Origin of the sequence: Pantoea sp. ANP04 (assembly GCF_041982285.1) — a bacterium.
Taxonomy (GTDB): Bacteria; Pseudomonadota; Gammaproteobacteria; order Enterobacterales; family Enterobacteriaceae; genus Pantoea; species Pantoea eucalypti.
The window spans coordinates 58,256-77,697 of the sequence record NZ_JAUTYS010000018.1; the positions used below are offsets into that span (position 1 = coordinate 58,256).

The following is a 19,442-nucleotide window of genomic DNA, read 5'->3' on the forward strand; positions in this document are numbered from 1 at the left end:
CTCCGGCGATGAAAATTCTGGTAATCGGCCCGTCATGGGTCGGCGATATGATGATGTCGCAAAGTCTCTATCGCACACTCAAGGCCGAACATCCGGATGCAGTGATCGACGTGATGGCGCCTGCGTGGTGCCGTCCGTTGCTTTCACGCATGCCGGAGGTGAATCAGGCGCTGGCGATGCCGCTAGGGCATGGCGCACTGGAAATTGGTGAGCGTCGCCGTCTGGGAAAAGTGCTGCGCGCCAGTCACTACGACCGTGCTTATGTGCTGCCTAACTCCTTTAAGTCGGCGCTGGTCCCCTTCTTCGCCGGAATAAAACGCCGCGTCGGCTGGCGCGGTGAAATGCGTTATGGCCTGCTGAACGATTTGCGGGTGCTGGATAAAGCCGCCTTTCCGCTGATGGTTGAGCGCTACGTTGCGCTGGGCTACGACACGCCTGTTGCCTCGGCGGCGCAACTGCCACAGCCGCTGTTATGGCCGAAATTGCAGGTTGAAGAGCAGGAAAAGATTGAAACGGCTGCACAGTTTCAGCTTGCGGCGACCCGTCCGATTATCGGTTTTTGTCCGGGCGCTGAATTTGGTCCGGCCAAACGCTGGCCACACTATCATTACGCCACGCTGGCGAGCCAGTTGATTGCTGACGGCTTCCAGATCGTGCTGTTCGGCTCTGCTAAAGATCGCCCGACAGGTGAAGAGATTATCGCTGCGCTGCCTGAAGCGGCGCGCGGCCATTGCCGTAATCTGGCAGGCGAAACCCAGCTGGAACAGGCGGTCATTCTGCTGGCGCAATGCCGTGCTGTGGTCAGCAACGACTCCGGACTGATGCATATTGCCGCGGCGCTGGATCGTCCACTCGTCGCGCTCTATGGCCCCAGCAGCCCTGACTTCACGCCGCCGCTGGCACGTCAGGCGCGCATTATTCGCCTGATTACTGGCTATCACAAAGTGCGCAAAGGCGATGCCGAACAGGGTTATCACCAGAGCCTGATCGATATCCAGCCTGAGCGCGTACATCAGACGCTGAGCGAACTGCTCGTGCCACAGGAGGTGCCATGCACGTCCTGATTGTTAAAACCTCTTCCATGGGTGATGTTCTGCATTCGCTCCCTGCTCTGACCGATGCAATGCATGCTATTCCCGGCATCCGTTTCGACTGGGTGGTGGAAGAGAATTTTGCGCAGATCCCTGGCTGGCATCCCGCCGTCGATAAGGTGTTACCGGTCGCGATTCGCCGCTGGCGCAAACACTGGTTTGGCAGTCAGCAGCGTGAAGAGCGCGTGCAGTTTAAGCGCGAGTTACAGTCACGTGAGTATGATGTCGTGATTGATGCGCAGGGGCTGATCAAGAGTGCCGCACTGGTCACCCGTTTATCGAAAGGGGTGAAGCATGGACAGGACAGCCGCAGCGCGCGTGAGCCATTTGCCAGCTGGTGGTATGACGTCCGCCATGAGGTGAGTAAGCGGCAGCACGCGGTTGAGCGAACGCGCGAACTCTTCGCCAAAAGCCTGGGCTATGAAAAGCCGCAACACCAGGGTGACTACGCGATTGCCGGGCACTTCCTGCATCATCTGCCCGCTGACGCACAGCATTACCTGGTCTTTCTGCATGCTACAACCCGTGACAACAAGCACTGGCCGGAATCACACTGGCGACAGCTGATTGAACTGATGCAGCCGAGCGGTCTGCGGGTGAAACTGCCCTGGGGTGCTGAGCATGAGCATCAACGTGCACTGCGGCTTGCAGAAGGATTTGGACATGTCGATGTGCTGCCTAAGCTGACGCTGGACGCGATAGCCCAGCAGCTGGCAGGCGCGCGGGCGGTGGTCTCGGTAGATACCGGATTGAGCCATCTGACGGCGGCACTGGATCGTCCCAATCTGACGCTGTATGGCCCGACCGATCCCGGACTGATTGGCGGTTACGGGCAGAATCAACAGGCTCTGAGCGCCCCGAATCATCGTCTGGCGGAGCTGACCGCTGACTCGGTGGCAGAAAAACTGCAGGCCGTTATTACGGAAAACACGCCATGAACTATGTGTTGATCTACCTGCTGCTGCTGCCTTTTCGGGCGATTATGCGGCTGTTCTACCGGCCAACGGGTCGCAGCTTAATCATCCAGACGGCGAAGATCGGTGATTTTATCAATATCACCCCGATGCTGCGCGCGCTGGGTCAGTCTGAGCTGTTGATCAGCAAAGCGGTGGAGCCGCTGGCGCGTCACGATGACACAGTCAGCCGCTATTTTCTGATTGAAGACGCAAAACGCAGCTTTTTTGCCAAACTGAAGCTCGCGTTCACCCTGATGAACCGCTATGACAGCGTTTATCTGGTGCAGCCAAATAGCGTAAACCTGTTCTTTGCCGCGTTATGCAACGCACCGAACAAGCAGTTTCTGCGCACCTATGTGCGTAAGTCCTACCATAAAACCTTCTATCGCAGCGCCAGCGGCATTGTCGACCACGCGAAGACAGATTTAACGCTCGATAGTTACCTGAAGCTGATTAACCGCGACTATCGCTATACCGATTTTCCCAAACATGCGACCTCGCCACTCTGGCAGCCGCCTGCGCCGCCCGCTGCGCTGCTGAATCCACGCAGCGGCATTAAAATAGGCATCAGTATTTCTGCCGGTAACAAGGCCAAGACGATTCCTGCCAGCATCTGGCAGCAGCTGATGACGTCGCTGTCTGACCTGCCCTGCACCTTTTATGTGTTTGGCCCGCCAGCCGAGCAGCCATGGCTGGATGAGTTACTGAGCCTGACCGGCCCAAAAGAGAATATTGTCAGTCTGATTGGTGAGCTAAAGCTGGAAGAGGTTCCCTGGGCCATTTCTCAAATGGATTTCTACATCTGCTCTGACTCTGGCAATGCCTATATTGCGGATGCGCAGCAGATCCCGGTGATCGTGCTTTATGGGCCATGTGATATCAGAGAACAGCGTCCGGTCCATAATGCACTGTTTATAGGACCGGAAAATATTGCTGCATCGTCGTTCATTTTTTCCGCTCCTTATAGGTTTGAGCAACCCGCTGAAAAATTATTCGAGCTGGATCATGATAAACTGACTAGAATACAAACGTTTATTACTCATAATCTGGAATAGTGAAGCGTAATGGCAATTACCCCTCTTACTGAGGCCGTTCAGCAAAGTCAGCTGCTGGTTAACACGCTTGCTGACACGGATGACAATCCGGTTCACGTTGCGTTTGGCATTAACCATGCCTACGCGCGCGGCCTGGGCATTACGTTGTTTTCACTTCTCAGCCATCATCCCGATACGGCTTTCCATGCCCATGTTTTCTCAGACTCGCTTCGCGATGAGGATGTGGAAAAACTGCGCTCGCTGGCCGCGGGCCACCGTCTGGCGATCACACTGCATATTTTTAGCAGTGCCTGGGTTGAGCAGCTGCCTTCCGTCGGACGTTATCCCAAAAGTATTCACTACCGCTTCCTGATCCCTGAAACCGTGGCGAGCTACAGCGATCGGGTGATCTATATTGATGCGGATACCCTGGTGGTGGGCGATTACTCTCCCCTGTTTACCCTGGATCTCACGGATTACACGCTGGCGGCCTGTAATGACACGCCGCGAGCGCGGCAGAATCAGTGCGCGAAGCTCGGGCTGAAGCATCATCACTATTTCAACTCCGGCTTTATGCTGATCAATATTCCGCGCTGGCTCGAAAGGCAGACCTCTGCGCGTATTACCGACGTGCTGGTGTCGCGGGGCGCTGAATTTGGCTTTCCCGATCAGGATGCGCTGAATATCGTGCTTCAGGGTGAGATTCTGATCCTGCCGGACCGTTATAACCAGATTTACGACATCATCGCCAATAAAGTCTGGGACCACTCTACTGTGCCCACTGACACGGTGATGATTCACTACACCGGGAAATGCAAACCCTGGCATGCGTGGGCCGGCAGCGACCTTGCCCGGCGCTACTACGGCTATTACCAGCGCTCACCCTGGTCTGAACAACCGCTTGATTTGCCTGACAACTATAAACAGATAAAGCGATTTGCCCGCATTAAGTGGCATCAGAAGCAGTATGCCGAAAGCATGGGCTGGATGATGAAGTATGTCAGTCTCAAGTTCTTTAAGCAGAGCGAACAGTAGCGCACTCAGGTTTATCAGATTGATTCGGGCGCTGTTATTGCAGCGCCTGACTTTCCCGTCATTTATCCCACCTGCTGTTTGCCACGACCATTTATAAAAAGCCAAATGAACACCGGCATAATAATCTGTTTACCTTTAAGGCCTCATTGCGTAAAAAAAAGCGCATATAGCGCATTATTGTTGTCGGGCGTGGTTTTTCGTAAAGCAGGGAAGCCACACCGTTTTATAATCATGCATTCCCTGATTTCATTCTGCTGATTTGGAAATGATTTATGACGAGGCAACGCCCTTTCGCAGTGAATACAACGCCGGTGCAGATATTGTCATGAGTACTTCTCCTCTGCTGAGTATCATTACCCCGATGTATAACGCGGGCAGCATGTTTGATGAGTTCATGCAGGCGCTACTGGCGCAGACGCTGACTGCGCTGGAAATCATAATTGTCGATGACGGTTCCACCGATGGCTCTGGCGAGCGTGCCGACCAGTATGCACAGCAGCATGCTCATATTCGTGTGATTCATCAGGAAAATGGCGGTGTCTCGCGTGCCCGCAACGCCGGGCTGGCGATAGCCCGCGGGAAATATGTCACCTTTCCTGATGCGGATGACACCATGCAGCCCGATATGTATCAGACGCTGGTGACGCTGGCGGAAGCGGACAATCTGGATGCGGCACAGTGCAACGCCGAGTGGTTTTTCAAACATAGCCAGCGAGTAAAACCGCTGATTCCGCTGGATCGTTTGCGCAGCACACCGGTGCTGAGTGGGGCCGACTGGCTCAATACCGCGCTGAAAACCCATCGGTATATGCATGTGGTCTGGCTGGGGATCTATCGCCGGGAACTGATTGAGCAGCATCAGTTGCAGTTCGAACCTGGCCTGCATCATCAGGATATTCCCTGGACCACCGAGTTTATGTTGCTGGCAAAACGCGTGCGGTATACCGAAGCCGTACTCTATCGCTACTATATGCATGACGCCTCCATCAGCAATCGCAAACGCACTGGCGAGCGCAACGTTGAATATCAGCGTCACTACCTGAAGATTGCGCGCCTGCTGGAAGAGCTTAACCATCGTTATCGTGACCGCGTGAAAATCTACCCGTCATTTCACTATCAGGTGACCCATGAAGCGCTCAGCGTTTGTCACAGTGTAAGACGCGAGCCTGACCCCCGCGCACGCCAGGCGATCATTGCCGACCTGTTCACAACCCGGACACACCTGCGCATGTTACGAAATGCCAGAGGCATTAAGCAGTGGTATCAGTTGCTGTTATGGCTGGCACGACTCTATCGCTGGCGTAATAAATAACCTTTGAGGCTGGCTTTATCCTAAAAAGGGTTTGCCCTACAATCGGCTCACTGAATTCTGAGAACTCTTGTTTATGGCCAGCCTGATTCCAGCAAACTTCTCTCCAAAAAATATATTACTGATTAAGCTGCGCCATCATGGTGACATGCTGCTCACAACGCCCGTCATCAATGCGCTTCATGAGCGTTATCCGCAGGCCAGCATTGACGTGTTGCTCTATAAAGAGACGCGTCCGATGCTGGAAGCGCATCCGGCTATCCGCCATTTGCACGTCATCGATCGCAAATGGAAGCAGGAGGGCACCTGGCGTAAGCTGGGCCATGAGCGTGCATTAATTCGCGCCGTGCGTGCCGCTCATTATGATCTGGTGATAAATCTGGCCGATCAGTGGCGCGCTGCTCAGATGACGCGGCTCTCTGCGGCACCCGTTCGCATCGGTTTTGCCTATAAAAAACGTGATAACGTGCTGTGGCGATGGTGTCATAACCGGCTGGTCCCGACACATAATCACAGCAAACTGCATACCGTTGAGCAGAATATGTCTGCACTGGCACCTCTCGGCATTAGCAGTGATAACGCACGCGTCTCAATGCACTACAGCGACGCTGACCAGCAAATTGTGCAGGCCAGACTGGCGGAACATCATGTCACCGCACCCTATATTGTGGTGCAGCCGACCTCACGCTGGGGCTTTAAATGCTGGGAAGAGGAGAGCGTTGCCGCCACGCTTGATCAACTGGCGCAGCCGGGCCGCAAAGTGGTGCTTACCGCCGGGCCGGATAAGCAGGAGCTGGCGATGATTAACCGTATCAGGGCGCTCTGTGTATCGCAGGATGTGGTTTCGCTGGCGGGTCAGTTCACGCTGCCGCAACTGGCGGCGCTAATCGATCACGCCCGGCTGTTTATTGGTGTCGACTCCGCACCGATGCACATGGCTGCTGCACTTGAAACCCCCTGTATTGCGCTGTTTGGTCCGACCAAGCTGCAGCACTGGCGGCCATGGGGCGACAACAATCATGTTATCTGGGCGGGCGATTATGGCCCGCTGCCCTCGCCCGATTCTATCGACACCAAAACTGACAAGCGTTATCTCTCGGCCATTCCGGTAAAGGATGTGGTCGTGGCAGCGAGGAGCTACCTGAATGAGTAAGTTACGGCTGGCGATTGTCCGGCAGAAATATCGCCCGGATGGCGGTGCTGAGCGCTTTATCTCACGCGCGCTGGAAGCGCTGGGCAGCGAACAGCTCGATCTCAATATCATTACCCGCAGCTGGCAAGGCACGCCCAATCCTGACTGGCATCTGCATATCTGTAATCCTTCAAAGCTGGGACGGGTATCCCGTGAGCGCGGTTTTGCCCGTGCAGCCCGCGCCTGCTGGGAGCGGGAAAAGTTCGATATTGTGCAAAGCCATGAGCGTATCGCAGGCTGTGACATTTTCCGCGCGGGTGATGGTGTGCATCGCGTCTGGCTGGAACAGCGCGCCCGCATCGTCTCATCATGGCAACGGCTGAGTGCAACGCTTAGTCCCTATCATCGCTATGTGCTGCAGGCGGAAGCCGAAATGTTTACCTCTCCGACGCTAAAAGCGGTGATCTGTAATTCAGAAATGGTAAAGCGCGATATTCTGCGCTGTTTCCCGCTCGACGCCGGAAAAATCCACGTTATTCATAACGCTATCGACGCCAGCCGTTTCCAGCCCGCCACGGAAACAGCTCGTCGCGCGACCCGTCAGCAACTGGGGCTGCCCGATGCCGCTACCGTACTGATTTATGTCGGCTCCGGCTTTGAGCGTAAAGGGCTGAAAGCGGCCATACAGGCGCTGGCCGCCAGCGATCGCTATCTGATTGTGGTGGGTCAGGATAAGCAGCTGCAACGTTATCAGCAGCTGGCAAATCAGCTTAACTGTCTGGACCGACTGCGCTTTGTCGGCGTACAGCAGGATGTACAACCCTATTATCACGCGGCGGATGGCCTTCTGCTGCCTACGCTCTACGACCCGTTCCCGAATGTGGTGCTCGAGGCGATGGCCTGCGGCTTGCCCGTGATTACCAGCACCGGCTGTGGTGGCGCAGAATTTATTACCGCTGGTCAGGAAGGCTTCGTCTGCGATGCATTGGATATCAAGGGGTTAAATCAGGCTGTTAACACAATACCGCCACTTTCCCTGGATTCACGAATGGGTGAGGCAGCACGGCGTAAAATTGAACCTTATGGCCCACAACGACTGGCGCAGTCACTGACTTCGCTTTATCAGCAGGTACTGGGTAGCAACTGACAATGTGGGATGAGTGCATGCGGGGTTTCTGATAACATGCCGTCATCTGATTTTAATCTGTTTTTAGACGCGAACCTGCTGTAACGGTAACTATGACGACCATTTACACCGCCTTGCTCTACTTAATTCAGCCACTCATTTGGCTGCGCCTGTGGCTGCGCGGTCGTAAAGCGCCTGCCTATCGCAAACGTTGGGCAGAACGCTATGGCTATTGTGTCGGCAAAGTGAAGCCTGACGGCATTGTGCTGCACTCGGTCTCTGTGGGGGAAACCCTTGCCGCGATCCCGCTGGTGCGCGCACTTCGTCATCGTTACCCGACTCTGCCGATTACCGTTACCACGATGACGCCGACCGGCTCTGAACGAGCGCAATCTGCTTTCGGTAAAGATGTACATCACGTCTATCTGCCTTATGATCTGCCGGGTTCAATTAATCGTTTTCTTGATACGGTCAATCCACGGCTGGTGATCATCATGGAAACCGAGCTATGGCCGAACATTATCCGCATTCTGCACCAGCGTAATATTCCGCTGGTGATTGCCAATGCCCGCCTCTCGGCCCGATCCGCCAAAGGCTACCGCAAGCTGGGTAAGTTTATGCGACGCCTGTTGCAGAGCATTACGCTAATCGCCGCGCAGAACACTGAAGATGGCGACCGCTTCCTGAGCCTGGGCCTGAAACGTTCACAACTGGCCATTACCGGCAGTCTGAAGTTTGATATTTCCGTCACGCCAGAACTGGCCGCCAGAGCGGTGACGCTTCGTCGTCAGTGGGCGCCGCGCAGACCGGTGTGGATAGCCACCAGCACACACGAAGGCGAAGAGGCCATTGTGCTGGATGCTCATCGCCGCCTGCTGCAGACCTTTCCGGATCTGCTGCTGATTCTGGTTCCCCGCCATCCCGAGCGCTTCAACGATGCCCGCGAACTGACGCAGGAACGCGGCTTTAGTTTTATCCTGCGCAGCAGCGGCGAGATCCCTTCCGGCTCAACGCAGGTGGTTATCGGCGACTCCATGGGCGAACTGATGCTGCTCTACGGCATTGCCGATCTGGCTCTGGTCGGTGGCAGCCTGGTTGAACGGGGCGGACATAACCCACTCGAACCTGCTGCCCATGCGCTTCCGGTTCTGATGGGGCCCCATATCTGGAACTTCAAAGATATCTGCAGCAAGCTGCAGGAAGGCCAGGGATTGATTACGGTCACCGACGTGATTTCGCTGGAAAAAGAAGTCACTAATCTTTTGCAGGATGATGATTACCGCCGTTATTACGGACGCCATGCGGTAGACGTGTTGCACCAGAATCAGGGTGCGCTCCAGCGTTTGCTACAGTTACTCGAACCGCATCTGCCACCCCGGACTCACTAATGTCAGTACGCCAACGTCTTTCCGTAGTGATGATCGCCAAAAATGAAGCGGAACTGCTGCCTGATTGCCTGGCCTCGGTCAGCTGGGCCGATGAAATTATCGTGCTGGACTCTGGCAGCAGGGATGACACCGTCAACATCGCCACCCAGGCCGGTGCGCAGGTCTATCAGAATGATGACTGGCAGGGTTATGGTATCCAGCGCCAGCGCGCGCAGGGCTATGCTACCGGCGACATGATTTTGATGATCGATGCAGATGAGCGCGTTTCACCCGAACTGCGTGCTGCAATTGAGCAGGTGCTGGTTGCCCCACCCAGCCGCACGGTTTATAGCCTGGGCCGCAGCAACCTGTTTCTCGGTCGCTTTATGCGCCACAGTGGCTGGTATCCCGATCGCGTGATGCGCCTCTATCCCCGCACCTTCCGCTACAATGACAATCTGGTGCATGAATCCCTGCAGAGTGACGGCGCGCCGGTAGTGGCATTGCCTGGCGATCTGGAACATCTGACCTGCCGCGATTTAATCGCCTTTCAGCGCAAGCAACTGGCCTATGCTGAAGCCTGGGCCACAGAACGCCATCAGCGCGGTAAGCGCTGCGGCCTCTTTTCTGTATTCAGCCACACGCTGGGCGCATTTGTGAAAACGCTGCTGCTGCGTGCCGGTTTTCTCGACGGCAGGCAGGGCTGGATTCTGGCGGTGGTCAACGCGCAATATACCTTCAATAAATATTCAGCCCTCTGGGCGCTGAATCACGCTTCGGCAAAAGGGTGAGTATGACCACGAAAGCCATCTATCCCGGTACATTTGATCCTGTGACGCTTGGCCATGTCGATATCGTGACGCGGGCAGCACAGATGTTTGACGAGGTTATTCTGGCTGTTGCCGCTAGCCCCAGCAAAAAACCGATGTTTAGTCTGGATGAACGCGTGGCGCTGGCCGGTGAAGTGGTGGCCCATCTGCCTAACGTTGAGGTGGTCGGGTTCAGCGACCTGATGGCGAATTTCGCCCGTGACCAGCAGGCGAACGTGCTGGTTCGTGGATTGCGAGCGGTGTCAGATTTTGAATATGAAATGCAGCTGGCGCAGATGAATCGTCACCTGCTGCCAACACTGGAGAGCGTTTTCCTCATGCCGTCTGAAGGCTTCTCGTTTATCTCATCTTCACTGGTCAAAGAGGTAGCGCGTCACAAAGGCGATGTCAGCGCCTTCCTGCCCGCGCCAGTGCATCAGGCATTGCTGGCTAAACTGGCTTAATGCTGACAGTTCGGGCACCAGTAAGTGCTGCGTTGCCCATGCCTGCCGCTGACAATCGGCGTACCGCATGCCCGACAGGGTTCACCCGCCCGGCCATAGACCTGCAACTGCTGTGCAAAGTAGCCCGGCTTACCGTCTGTCTGTAAGAAGTCACGCAGCGTGGTTCCGCCCTGCTCAATCGAACGAAGCAGCACCGCTTTGATGGTATTCACCAGCAGTTCTGATTCGGCCTGAGACAGGCTTCCGGCAGCACGATCGGGAACGATCCCGGCGGTAAACAGTGACTCACTGGCATAAATGTTGCCCACGCCCACCACCACTTTGTTATCCATCAGCCACTGCTTAATGAGCGTCCGCTTGCCGCGTGACTTATCAAACAGGTAAGCCCCATCAAACTGCTCGCTGAGTGGCTCCGGCCCGAGATGGGCCAGCACACTACTGCCCGCCAGATCGCTGCTCCAGAGCCAGGCACCAAAGCGGCGCGGGTCGGTGTAGCGCAGCACTTTGCCGTTGCTCATCACTAAATCAACATGATCATGCTTCGCTGCTGGCAACTCTTCTGACAGCACGCGCAGACTGCCGGACATGCCAAGGTGGATAATAATCCAGCCATGCGGCAGCTCCAGCAGCAGATATTTCGCCCGGCGCTGCACGCTGAGAACCGGCTGATCGCTCAGCGCCAGGATCTCCTGCGAAACGGGCCAGCGCAAACGTGAATTACGCACCACGGCGTGAAGGATGGTTTCACCGACCAAATGCGGTTCGATACCGCGGCGGCTGGTTTCAACCTCTGGCAACTCTGGCATAGCCTCTCCTCAGCGTTTTACACAAACAAAAAACCCGGCCGGAGCCGGGTTTTTAGCAGAACACTAAAATTACTTAATTTTAGCTTCTTTGTAGAGCACATGCTGACGTACAACCGGATCGAACTTTTTCAGTTCCAGCTTCTCTGGTTTAGTACGTTTGTTCTTCGTGGTGGTATAGAAGTGACCTGTACCAGCAGAGGAAACCAGCTTGATCTTCTCACGAATACCTTTAGCCATGATTCAGTTCCTTAGTACCTTAGTACTTCTCACCACGGGCACGCATATCGGCTAACACCGTATCAATGCCCTTTTTATCAATAATACGCATACCTTTAACAGATACACGCAGAGTAACGAAGCGCTTCTCGCTCTCAACCCAAAAACGGTGTGAGTGCAGGTTCGGAAGGAAACGGCGTTTCGTCGCGTTCATTGCGTGGGAACGGTTGTTACCCGTCACCGGACGCTTTCCAGTTACCTGGCAGACTCGTGACATGTCAATATCTCCAAAAATCAAATCAGCTCGAGCTTTAAAAATTAGGTTTGGGCCGCCTCGTCAGGCTTGCAGCCCGCCAGGCGAATTCCATGGAACCCGCTAAGCTGGCCTAACCGCCAAACCCGAGATTCTCAAAGGTGGCGTAGTATACGCCGCTCAGCCCAAGTGCTCAAGTCCCGAACAGATAAAGATCCCGAATGATCGGGCAAAAAGCCGCCACCTGGCGCGAAATTTCCCGCTATCAGAGCCATCCCCGCTCGGCAAAGGAGACATATTCGCCATGCCCAATCACCAGATGATCGAGCAAGCGTATATCGAATAGCTGGCAGGCCTCACTGACTTTGTGGGTCACTTCGCGGTCTGCGCGACTCGGTTCGGCCATGCCCGACGGGTGATTATGCGCCAGTATCAGAGCAGCTGCGTTGAGTTTCAGCGCCTCCCGAACGATCTCACGAGGATGAACTTCCACACTATTAATAGAACCCGAGAACATATTTTGTGCCCGTAGCACCCGATGCTGGTTATCCAGAAACAGGGCCATAAAGATCTCACGCTCCTGATGAGCCAGCAAACTTTGCAGATACTGGCGCGTGATTTGTGGGTTCTCCATGGCGCTTTCGCGAACCAGTTTGCTGGCGAAAAATCGCTTCGCCAGTTCGGCAACCGCGTGAAGTTGCGCCAGCTTGGCATCGCCGATACCTTTGACTTCACCGAATGCCGCTTTGTCTGATGTCATGAGCAGATAAAGCGAGCCAAACCCCTCCAGCATCTCTCCGGCCAGTTCAAGGACGTTCTGCCCTGGCGATCCGGTGCGGAGAAAAATGGCCAGCAATTCGGTATCGGTGAGCGAGTTTGCGCCCAGTTTCTGGAGTTTTTCCCGTGGTCCCTTGATTTTCATTTTCGCTCTCCCTGAGATGAGCCTCAGAATGGCTCATCCTGCAGAGTGCGGCTATCAATGGAACGGCAATCTACGAGACGGCTCGCAAACGCAGTCGGTGAAAAGGCGCATCCACGCTTTTGTGATAAAGTCCGTGCATTCGCCGCCGCGAGCGGCAGAGAGCTTAGTGAGGCCAACATCATGATGGGATTAGCCGGTAAAAAAATTCTTCTTGGCGTGAGCGGCGGTATCGCAGCGTATAAAGCACCTGAGCTGGTGCGGCGCCTGCGCGATCGCGGCGCTGATGTGCGCGTGATGATGACGGAAGGTGCCAAAGCGTTTATCACTCCGCTCAGCCTGCAAGCCGTCTCCGGCTATCCGGTGTTTGACGATCTGCTTGATCCCGCTGCAGAAGCGGCGATGGGTCATATTGAACTGGCAAAATGGGCCGACCTGATTGTGCTGGCTCCGGCCACTGCCGATCTGATTGCCCGTGTGACTGCTGGCATGGCAAACGATCTGGTGACCACTGCCGTGTTGGCCACGGCCTCACCCGTGGCGGTCGTGCCAGCCATGAATCAGCAGATGTATCGCGCAGCGGTGACCCAGCAAAACCTTCAGACGCTCCACGCGCGGGGCGTGCTGATTTGGGGGCCGGACAGCGGCAGCCAGGCCTGTGGCGACGTCGGGCCAGGCCGGATGCTGGACCCGCTGGCGATTGTTGACCATGCGCTGCTGTGGGCTACGCCCGTCAACGATCTGCAACATCTCAACATTATGATTACCGCCGGCCCGACCCGAGAGGCGCTGGATCCGGTGCGCTACATCACGAATCACAGCTCCGGTAAAATGGGCTTTGCGATTGCCGCTGCGGCTGCCCGACGTGGTGCTCAGGTCACGCTGGTCAGCGGCCCGGTCAGCCTGCCTGCACCTGCGGGTGTGCGACGCGTTGATGTTACCAGCGCGCTGGAGATGCAGGCCGCTGTGATGAGTGAGATAGATAAACAACATATTTTCATTGCAAGCGCAGCCGTGGCAGACTACCGGGCAGCCGATATTGCGGCCGATAAAATCAAGAAACAGGGCGGCGATGATAACGTCACGCTGAACCTGGTAAAGAATCCCGATATTGTTGCCGGCGTCGCTGCACTTCAGGAAAACCGGCCATTCGTCGTTGGATTTGCTGCTGAAACACAGAATGTGGAAGAATACGCCCGGCAAAAACGGGTGCGCAAGAATCTGGATCTGATCTGCGCTAACGATGTCGCTAAAGCCGGACAGGGGTTTAATAGCGACACCAATGCTCTTCACCTTTTTTGGCAGGATGGAGAAAAACGCTTACCGCTCAGCGATAAGTCTCTCCTTGGCCAACAATTAATAGACGAGATTGTCAGCCGTTATGATGAAAAAAATAGACGTTAAAATTCTGGATGCGCGCGTCGGCAAAGCGTTTCCACTGCCGACCTATGCCACTTCAGGTTCCGCTGGGTTAGATTTACGCGCCTGCATTGATGATGTTCTCGACATCGCACCAGGCACCACGACGCTGGTTCCGACCGGCCTGGCGATTCATATCGCTGATCCCGATCTGGCCGCTGTAATCCTGCCGCGCTCGGGCCTTGGCCATAAGCATGGCATCGTGCTGGGCAACCTGGTGGGTCTGATTGATTCGGACTATCAGGGACAGCTGATGGTATCGGTGTGGAATCGTGGTCAGGAAAGTTTCTCGCTGCAGCCCGGCGATCGCATGGCACAACTGGTGTTTGTACCGGTAGTCCAGGCTGAATTTAATCTGGTTGAAGATTTCGACGCCAGCCAGCGCGGCGAAGGCGGCTTCGGCCACTCCGGTCGCCAGTAACCCGCATTACCGACTTTCACTTACGCCCGTTATTTTTCCTCATCGCTGCAGGACGCGTTCCTGTGGCAGATGCGTAGGTGTTGCCTGTATTTAGGTGAATTTCAGGGGTCTTTAAGGTCATGGCAGAAAAAAAAGTCGCGAAGCGGAATCGTCGCGAAGAGATTTTGCAGGCGCTGGCGCAGATGCTGGAGTCGGGCGATGGCAGTCAGCGTATCACCACAGCCAAACTGGCAGCCACAGTGGGTGTTTCCGAAGCGGCGCTGTATCGTCACTTCCCCAGCAAGACACGCATGTTCGATAGTCTGATTGAGTTTATCGAAGACAGTCTGATTACCCGCATCAATCTGATCCTCAAGGATGAAAAAGAGACCATGACGCGTCTGCGTCTGATCGTGCAATTGATTCTGGGATTTGGTGAGCGTAATCCGGGACTGACGCGCATACTGACCGGCCATGCTCTGATGTTTGAGCAGGACCGACTGCAGGGACGTATCAATCAACTGTTTGAGCGGATTGAAGTGCAACTGCGACAGGTCATGCGTGAGCGGAAAATGCGTGAGGGCGAGGCTTTTCAGGCTGATGAAGCATTGCTGGCAAGTCAGTTGCTGGCTTTCTGTGAAGGTTTGCTGTCGCGGTATGTCCGTTCTGAGTTTCGTTTCAGTCCTACCGCAGACTTTGAGGCCCGCTGGCCACTCATGGCTGCTCAGCTAACGTAAAGCGTCAAAGAAGGCGGGCATTGCGCCCGCCTCTGTTAAATCCCGTACGCTTTCTGATAAGCACGGACCTGAGCCAGGTGATCGGCCATCTCAGGCTTCTCCTCCAGCCAGGCAATCAGGTCTGCCAGGGTAATAATCGCGGTCACTTTACAGCCGTAATCACGTTCCACTTCCTGGATTGCCGACATCTCTCCGCGTCCACGCTCCTGACGATCTAGCGAAACCAGCACACCTGCCAGGGTGGCGTTGTGCGCGCCGATAATATCCATCGACTCACGAATCGCCGTGCCCGCTGTGATCACGTCGTCCACCAGCATCACTTTGCCCTGCAGCGGACTGCCTACCAGCAGGCCACCTTCACCGTGATCTTTGGCTTCTTTACGGTTAAAGCAGTAAGGCACATCGCGGTCATGATGATCAGCCAGCGCCACTGCCGTGGTGGTAGCAATCGGAATGCCTTTATAGGCCGGACCAAACAGCAGATCGAAATCAACAGCGCCATCCACCAGCGCCTGCGCGTAGAAGCGTCCCAGCAGCGCTAAATCCCGTCCGCTGTTAAACAGACCGGCATTAAAGAAATAGGGGCTTTTACGCCCGGACTTCAAAGTGAACTCACCGAACTTCAGCACCTGCTTGTTCAGGGCGAATTCAATAAACTGACGCTGCCAGGCTTTCATCTCTCACTCCTCAAATAAAGAAAAGGCGACTCTGAGGTCGCCTGTTACATCAATTTTCCAGCGCTGCTTTCTGCGCCTGAATCAGTTCCTCAATTCCGCCGCGCGCCAGCGCCAGTAGCGTCAGCAGCTCTTCATGGCTGAAGGGTTCGCCCTCGGCGGTGCCCTGCACCTCGATCATGCGGCCATCTTCCATCATCACGACATTCATGTCAGTTTCTGCGGCTGAGTCTTCAACATACTCCAGATCGCACAGGGCTTCGCCTTTGACGATGCCCACTGAAATCGCGGCGACCATACCCTTCATCGGGTTTGCTTTCAGTTTGCCGCTGGCTACCAGCTTGTTCAGCGCATCAGCCAGAGCCACACAGGCGCCAGTGATTGATGCGGTGCGGGTGCCGCCATCGGCCTGGATTACGTCACAATCGAGCGTAATGGTAAATTCACCCAGCGCTTTAAGATCAACCGCGGCGCGCAGTGAACGGGCAATCAGACGCTGAATCTCCAGCGTACGGCCACCCTGTTTACCTTTTGCGGCTTCACGCGCCATACGGCTGTGGGTCGAACGCGGCAGCATGCCATATTCGGCTGTGACCCAACCCTGGCCCTGGCCTTTAAGGAAACGCGGAACCCCTTCGTCTACGGAGGCAGTGCAAAGCACTTTCGTTTCGCCGAATTCCACCAGAACGGAACCCTCTGCGTGTTTGGTGTAATTGCGGGTCAATGTGACTGGACGCACCTGTTGTGCGCTACGGCCTGCTGGACGCATGGGTATTCTCCGGCTTGCTAATGATTGGCTGCGCATTATACGGACTTCCTTGCCCGCTGTCTCTTGCGCCTGCCTGAAGCAGGCATCAGATGAAATTTCCGGCCAGCTGTGGCTAAATGCGCTTTCCTTTCTCTCTGATAAAAAAGACATATGGCCGCCATTCTTCATTTCCTGCTGGCGCTGGTGGTGATTTTCGCCCTTGCGCTGCTGGTCAGTCATGACCGTAAACAGATTCGTCTGCGCTTTATTATTCAACTGATTGTGGTGGAAGCCGCGCTGGGTTGGTTCTTCCTTCACTCCGCCGGAGGGCTGGCACTGGTCGGATCGTTTGCCGGTTTCTTTGAGACGTTGCTGGGGTTTGCGGCGCAGGGCACGGAGTTCGTTTTTGGCGGAATGAGCAAACAGGGGCTGGCGTTTATCTTCCTTGGTGTGCTCTGTCCGATTGTCTTTATTTCGGCACTCATTGGCATATTGCAGCACTGGCGCATCCTGCCGCTACTGATTCGTGTTTTCGGAACGCTGCTGTCGAAGATTAACGGCATGGGCAAGCTGGAGTCATTCAACGCCGTCAGCACACTGATCCTCGGTCAGTCAGAAAACTTTATCGCCTATAAAGGGATTCTGGGTGATATCCCACCGCGCCGGCTCTACACCATGGCAGCGACCGCGATGTCCACCGTTTCGCTGTCGATTGTCGGTGCTTATATGTCGATGATTGAACCGAAGTATGTGGTTGCTGCACTGCTGCTTAACATGTTCAGCACCTTTATTATCCTGTCGATCATCAACCCGATGGAAAGCCGGGATGAGCAGCCTATCGCGCTGGAAAAGCTGCATGAAGAGCAGAGCTTCTTCGAGATGCTGGGTGAGTACATCCTGGCAGGCTTCAAAGTGGCGATGATTATTCTGGCGATGCTGATTGGCTTTATTGCTCTGATTGCTGCCGTTAACGCGCTGTTTGCGGCGGTGTTTGGCTACAGCTTCCAGCAGCTGCTCGGCTATCTGTTCTATCCTCTGGCCTGGCTGATTGGGATTCCGAAAGCCGATGCCCTGCAGGCGGCAGGCATCATGGCGACTAAGCTGGTCGCGAATGAGTTTGTGGCGATGATTGAACTGCAGAAAGTCGCGGCGGGCATGAGTGCGCGCGGGCTGGGTATTCTGTCGGTGTTCCTGGTCTCTTTTGCTAACTTTGCCTCGATCGGCATTGTGGCGGGCGCAATAAAAGGCCTGAACGAGAAACAGGGAAATGTGGTTTCCCGCTTTGGCTGGAAGCTGGTCTATGGCTCCACACTGGTCAGCCTGCTCTCTGCGGCCTTTGCCGGTCTGTTTATCTGACTATTTAGCGGGCGGCAGCTTCGCCGCCCGCTTTCGCCCTAGAACCCGACACAGACGGGTGCATCTACCCGCATAACCGACTCCTGACCAAACCGTTTTTTATAGAGGGTACGTAACGCCTCAATATCATGATTGGTCGCGGGATCGATACCGTGGATCAGCATCAACGCTTTACTGTTCTCTCTTGCCAGTTGACCGTTCTCGCCCAGCCATTGACCTTTGGCGTCATAGACCGACAGTCCCGCTTTGAAACGTGGCGTGACTTCATTATCCACGAAGTTCATCCAGTCGAGTGAACTCACACTGCCGCCATCTTGCTTGCTGAGTCCGAACCACAACGTGGTCTGCATCATCATGTCGCCACCGGCACAGATGGGGTGCGGTTTAGTCGGCGGCGCGTGGCGCGTCTGGCAACCCACCAGCAGCAGAGCCATTACAACAGGGAATGCAATAACGCGGGACATAAATCAGTTATCCTCATAGGTGACCAGTGGTCATCATATGTGGCTGCCGCTGAAAGCGGAAATAGTTCGTTATTTTCCTGTAAGACGCTTATGCCTGTTATGGCGTGGCTCGCCTCGCTATACTTCACCCATCTTTCCGTAAATTGAGTACCGCTTATGATCCGCAGTATGACCGCTTATGCCCGCAGCGAAGCCAAAGGCGAATGGGGCAGCGCAGCCTGGGAGCTGCGTTCTGTTAACCAGCGTTATCTGGAAACTTACATCCGTTTGCCTGAACAGTTTCGTGGGCTGGAGCCGGTTATCCGCGAGCGCATTCGCCAGCGTCTGACGCGCGGTAAAATTGAGTGCAACCTGCGTTATGATGCCGATCCCAGCGCTCAGGGCGAACTGATGCTGAATGAAACGCTGGCGAAACAGCTGGTGCAGGCTGCTAACTGGGTAAAAATGCAGAGCGACGAAGGCGCGATTAATCCGCTGGATATTCTTCGCTGGCCGGGCGTGATGTCTGCGCAGGAGCAGGATCTGGATGCCATCAACACACAATTGTTACAGGCACTGGATGGCGCGCTGGACGATTTCATTGCGGCGCGCGAAAGCGAAGGCACCGCGCTGAAAGCGATGATTGAACAGCGTCTGGAAGGCGTTTCGCAGGAAGTCAGCAAAGTGCGCGCGCAGATGCCTGACGTGATCAAATGGCAGCGTGAACGCCTGGTCGCCAAACTGGAAGATGCTGAAGTCCAGCTGGAAAACAATCGCCTTGAGCAGGAGCTGGTGATGATGGCGCAGCGTGTTGATGTGTCCGAAGAGCTGGATCGTCTGGATGCACACGTTAAAGAGACCTACAACATCCTGAAAAAGAAAGAGGCTGTAGGTCGCCGTCTCGATTTCATGATGCAGGAGTTCAATCGGGAATCGAATACGCTGGCATCAAAGTCGATCAACGCCGAGATCACCACTTCCGCGATCGAACTGAAAGTGCTGATTGAACAGATGCGCGAGCAGATTCAGAACATCGAATAATTTCCACCCTCATCCATATAAAGCCATAAGCCCATGTTAAATGGGCTTTTTTATGGAAGTAAAATTCCACTGATGAACATGCTTCTCCGCTTAAATCCACGAAATAA

22 protein-coding genes are annotated in these 19,442 nt (G+C 55.0%); 15 read left to right on the plus strand and 7 right to left on the minus strand.

The annotated features are described in order from the left end of the window. Positions 1-8 precede the first annotated feature (8 nt). From rfaF to coaD, 10 genes are all read left to right on the plus strand, one after another. Positions 9-1,064 (plus strand): ADP-heptose--LPS heptosyltransferase RfaF, encoded by a 1,056-nt coding sequence (gene rfaF, locus Q7C21_RS20300; protein WP_003851300.1) that lies wholly within the window; start codon positions 9-11, stop codon positions 1,062-1,064. After that, the gene (rfaC, locus tag Q7C21_RS20305) at positions 1,052-2,029 is read left to right on the plus strand and encodes a lipopolysaccharide heptosyltransferase RfaC (protein ID WP_003851302.1); all 978 of its coding nucleotides are present in this window, start codon (positions 1,052-1,054) and stop codon (positions 2,027-2,029) included. The genes rfaF and rfaC overlap by 13 nt, the downstream gene beginning before the upstream one ends. Beyond that, positions 2,026-3,102, plus strand: a complete 1,077-nt coding sequence (locus Q7C21_RS20310) for a glycosyltransferase family 9 protein (RefSeq protein ID WP_192378247.1) — start codon at positions 2,026-2,028, stop codon at positions 3,100-3,102. Before rfaC ends, Q7C21_RS20310 begins: the two co-directional genes overlap by 4 nt. Positions 3,103-3,111: 9 nt before the next feature. Next, a complete protein-coding gene (locus tag Q7C21_RS20315; RefSeq protein WP_375151058.1) occupies positions 3,112-4,116 on the plus strand; it encodes a glycosyltransferase family 8 protein in 1,005 nt (334 codons plus the stop codon). 325 nt (positions 4,117-4,441) lie between these two features. Continuing rightward, positions 4,442-5,428, plus strand: a complete 987-nt coding sequence (locus tag Q7C21_RS20320) for a glycosyltransferase (protein ID WP_225613919.1) — start codon at positions 4,442-4,444, stop codon at positions 5,426-5,428. A 73-nt stretch (positions 5,429-5,501) separates the two neighbouring features. Continuing rightward, complete coding sequence (gene rfaQ / locus Q7C21_RS20325; RefSeq protein WP_375151059.1) at positions 5,502-6,578, plus strand: putative lipopolysaccharide heptosyltransferase III; 1,077 nt, start codon at positions 5,502-5,504, stop codon at positions 6,576-6,578. Continuing rightward, the gene (locus tag Q7C21_RS20330) at positions 6,571-7,704 is read left to right on the plus strand and encodes a glycosyltransferase family 4 protein (RefSeq protein WP_182630290.1); all 1,134 of its coding nucleotides are present in this window, start codon (positions 6,571-6,573) and stop codon (positions 7,702-7,704) included. Before rfaQ ends, Q7C21_RS20330 begins: the two co-directional genes overlap by 8 nt. A gap of 92 nt (positions 7,705-7,796) precedes the next feature. Next, the gene (gene waaA, locus Q7C21_RS20335) at positions 7,797-9,071 is read left to right on the plus strand and encodes a lipid IV(A) 3-deoxy-D-manno-octulosonic acid transferase (RefSeq protein ID WP_003851314.1); all 1,275 of its coding nucleotides are present in this window, start codon (positions 7,797-7,799) and stop codon (positions 9,069-9,071) included. Then, positions 9,071-9,841 carry a glycosyltransferase family 2 protein gene (locus tag Q7C21_RS20340; RefSeq protein WP_375151060.1) on the plus strand — a complete coding sequence of 257 codons (771 nt, stop codon included), beginning with the start codon at positions 9,071-9,073 and terminating at the stop codon, positions 9,839-9,841. The genes waaA and Q7C21_RS20340 overlap by 1 nt, the downstream gene beginning before the upstream one ends. A 2-nt stretch (positions 9,842-9,843) precedes the next feature. Continuing rightward, on the plus strand, positions 9,844-10,323 hold the full coding sequence (gene coaD, locus Q7C21_RS20345) for a pantetheine-phosphate adenylyltransferase (RefSeq protein WP_003851317.1): 480 nt from the start codon (positions 9,844-9,846) through the stop codon (positions 10,321-10,323). Here the strand turns inward: coaD and mutM are convergent. The 4 genes from mutM to radC form a co-directional block, all read right to left on the minus strand. Further along, positions 10,320-11,129: a bifunctional DNA-formamidopyrimidine glycosylase/DNA-(apurinic or apyrimidinic site) lyase gene (gene mutM, locus Q7C21_RS20350; RefSeq protein ID WP_003851319.1), complete on the minus strand. Its 810-nt coding sequence runs from the start codon at positions 11,127-11,129 to the stop codon at positions 10,320-10,322. The two genes, coaD and mutM, sit on opposite strands and share 4 nt — an antisense overlap. Before the next feature lie 69 nt (positions 11,130-11,198). Further along, positions 11,199-11,366, minus strand: a complete 168-nt coding sequence (gene rpmG / locus Q7C21_RS20355; protein WP_003024094.1) for a 50S ribosomal protein L33 — start codon at positions 11,364-11,366, stop codon at positions 11,199-11,201. Between the two features lie 19 nt (positions 11,367-11,385). After that, positions 11,386-11,622 (minus strand): 50S ribosomal protein L28, encoded by a 237-nt coding sequence (rpmB, locus tag Q7C21_RS20360; RefSeq protein WP_006121249.1) that lies wholly within the window; start codon positions 11,620-11,622, stop codon positions 11,386-11,388. A gap of 241 nt (positions 11,623-11,863) precedes the next feature. Further along, positions 11,864-12,520, minus strand: coding sequence for a DNA repair protein RadC (gene radC / locus Q7C21_RS20365; protein ID WP_003851323.1), 657 nt, complete (start codon positions 12,518-12,520; stop codon positions 11,864-11,866). A gap of 180 nt (positions 12,521-12,700) precedes the next feature. Here radC and coaBC point away from each other — a divergent pair, with 180 nt between their 5' ends. The 3 genes from coaBC (at position 12,701) to slmA (ending at position 15,073) form a co-directional block, all read left to right on the plus strand. Beyond that, entirely contained in the window at positions 12,701-13,921 is a 1,221-nt protein-coding gene (gene coaBC / locus Q7C21_RS20370) for a bifunctional phosphopantothenoylcysteine decarboxylase/phosphopantothenate--cysteine ligase CoaBC (RefSeq protein ID WP_003851326.1), read from the plus strand. Continuing rightward, a complete protein-coding gene (gene dut, locus Q7C21_RS20375) occupies positions 13,899-14,357 on the plus strand; it encodes a dUTP diphosphatase (protein ID WP_003851329.1) in 459 nt (152 codons plus the stop codon). Before coaBC ends, dut begins: the two co-directional genes overlap by 23 nt. 119 nt (positions 14,358-14,476) lie before the next feature. Next, positions 14,477-15,073, plus strand: coding sequence for a nucleoid occlusion factor SlmA (gene slmA / locus Q7C21_RS20380; protein WP_039660564.1), 597 nt, complete (start codon positions 14,477-14,479; stop codon positions 15,071-15,073). A gap of 35 nt (positions 15,074-15,108) precedes the next feature. Here the strand turns inward: slmA and pyrE are convergent, their stop codons facing one another. Beyond that, positions 15,109-15,750: an orotate phosphoribosyltransferase gene (gene pyrE / locus Q7C21_RS20385; RefSeq protein WP_031591887.1), complete on the minus strand. Its 642-nt coding sequence runs from the start codon at positions 15,748-15,750 to the stop codon at positions 15,109-15,111. Positions 15,751-15,799: 49 nt separating this feature from the next. Continuing rightward, on the minus strand, positions 15,800-16,516 hold the full coding sequence (gene rph, locus Q7C21_RS20390) for a ribonuclease PH (RefSeq protein ID WP_003851334.1): 717 nt from the start codon (positions 16,514-16,516) through the stop codon (positions 15,800-15,802). Between the two features lie 150 nt (positions 16,517-16,666). Between rph and Q7C21_RS20395 the strand changes: the two genes are divergently transcribed. Further along, the gene (locus Q7C21_RS20395) at positions 16,667-17,851 is read left to right on the plus strand and encodes a NupC/NupG family nucleoside CNT transporter (protein WP_003851335.1); all 1,185 of its coding nucleotides are present in this window, start codon (positions 16,667-16,669) and stop codon (positions 17,849-17,851) included. 38 nt (positions 17,852-17,889) lie between these two features. On the opposite strand, the gene Q7C21_RS20400 is transcribed toward Q7C21_RS20395, so the two are convergent. Continuing rightward, positions 17,890-18,315 carry a DUF3574 domain-containing protein gene (locus tag Q7C21_RS20400; protein ID WP_375151061.1) on the minus strand — a complete coding sequence of 142 codons (426 nt, stop codon included), beginning with the start codon at positions 18,313-18,315 and terminating at the stop codon, positions 17,890-17,892. A 156-nt stretch (positions 18,316-18,471) separates the two neighbouring features. On the opposite strand from Q7C21_RS20400, the gene Q7C21_RS20405 reads away from it, so the two are divergent. Next, a complete protein-coding gene (locus Q7C21_RS20405; protein ID WP_003851337.1) occupies positions 18,472-19,335 on the plus strand; it encodes a YicC/YloC family endoribonuclease in 864 nt (287 codons plus the stop codon). The last annotated feature ends 107 nt before the right edge of the window (positions 19,336-19,442 follow it).